The sequence below is a fragment of the Klebsiella sp. MS 92-3 genome, from assembly GCF_000195655.1.
Classification (GTDB): Bacteria; Pseudomonadota; Gammaproteobacteria; order Enterobacterales; family Enterobacteriaceae; genus Klebsiella; species Klebsiella pneumoniae.
In genome coordinates this window covers 1-1,489 of record NZ_GL882792.1, presented here as the reverse complement: position 1 = coordinate 1,489, position 1,489 = coordinate 1, and the positions used below count along the sequence as shown (strand labels likewise).

The window sequence follows — 1,489 nt, the reverse complement described above, 5'->3', positions numbered from 1 at the left end:
CCAGCTCCCGCCGCGATGCGCGCACGGCGGCATCGGTAGAGGAGAAGGTGACATGATCGCTATTGATGACCTGCATAAAAGTTACCGCACGGCGGATGGCCGGCTCAGCGCGGTGCTGAAAGGGCTGTCGCTGCAGGTGCCTGAGCGCTCCATCACCGCGGTGGTGGGGCCGAGCGGCGCCGGTAAATCAACCCTGGCGCGCTGCATCAGCCTGCTGGAGCAACCGGACAGCGGCAGCATTCGTATCAATGGCCAGGATCTGTCGGCGCTGTCCGGCGAGGCGCTGCGCCGGGAACGGCGGGCGATTGGCACCGTTTTCCAGTCTTCGGCGCTGTTGAGCCGCAGGACCGCCTGGGAGAATGTCGCCCTGCCGCTGGCGTGGCTTGGTGTGGTGGAGCGCGATATCAAGGCGCGGGTTGGCGAGCTGCTGGAGAGCGTCGGCCTGAGCCACAAAGCGGATGCCTGGCCGGCCCAGCTCTCAGGCGGCCAGCGCCAGCGGATCGGCATTGCCCGCGCGCTGGCGCTGCGCCCGTCCGTTCTGCTGGCGGATGAAGCCACCTCCGGCCTCGATCCTCAGGCCACGGCCTCGGTGCTGGCTCTGCTCAAGCGGTTGCGTGATGAGTACCAGCTGGCGATCGTCCTGATCACCCATGAAATGGACGCGGTGCGCACGGCGGCGGATGCGGTGGCGGAGATCCGCGACGGGACGATCGTCCAGTACGGGCGGATCGAAGATCTGCTGGCGCGTCCCGATTCTCTGCTCGGCCAGCAGCTGTTGCCGCTGACGCCGGCGGCAGCTACCCATAGCGATCTGCTGCTGCGTCTGAGCTACCGCTGGGATGTGCCGGTGGCCACCGACTGGATCAGCCGCCTGAGCCAGCAGTGGGGGCTGCAGATCGATCTCCTTGGCGGTCACGTCGAGGTGATTAATGGTCGGCTGGCCGGTCGCCTGCAGGCCGGAGTGCGCTTTCAGGGCGAACGCCTGTCGCCCGCGCGACTGCAGGGCCTGCTGGCGCAGCTCGGCATAACGGCGGAGATCCTCGACAGCGCGCCGTTGCTCAGGGAGGCGGTATGAAACCGACAGTCATCAGTCAGGATACCCCCTGGGGCGAAATCCCTTCGCTGCTGCTCCCCGCCTATGGCGAAACCTGGCTGATGGTGGCCATTGTGATGCTGTTTGTCGTCACGCTGGGGGGGCTGGTGGGGGTGGTGTTGTTTAACGCCTCGCCGCGGGGCTTATTTCCGCACGCACTGCTGTACCGGCTGCTGAACTGGGTGGTCAATATGGGACGTTCGCTGCCGTTTCTGGTGCTGATGGCCGCCATTATCCCGTTCACTTACTGGCTGACCGGCACCACGATTGGCATCCCCGCCGCGGTAGTGCCGATGATCGCCGCCGGCGTCCCGTTCTTTGGCCGTCTGGTGGAGAACGCGCTGCGCGAGTTGCCGGCGGAGGTCACCGCGGTGGGGGTCGTCTGCGGCGGGGGGG

The 1,489-nt window shown here is 66.7% G+C and carries 1 protein-coding gene and 1 pseudogene; both read left to right on the top strand.

The window, feature by feature from the left end:
- Nucleotides 1–52 precede the first annotated feature (52 nt).
- A complete protein-coding gene (locus HMPREF9538_RS32185; RefSeq protein ID WP_020317275.1) occupies nt 53–1,075 on the top strand; it encodes a methionine ABC transporter ATP-binding protein in 1,023 nt (340 codons plus the stop codon).
- A pseudogene (locus HMPREF9538_RS17150) lies at nt 1,072–1,489 on the top strand (ABC transporter permease subunit); the annotation flags it as partial. The gene HMPREF9538_RS32185 and the pseudogene HMPREF9538_RS17150, both read left to right, overlap by 4 nt.

What these genes read in the sequence shown, in the direction of transcription:
- HMPREF9538_RS32185 (WP_020317275.1), top strand. Translation starts at nt 53, where the DNA reads ATGATCGCTATTGATGACCTGCATAAAAGTTACCGCACGGCGGATGGC.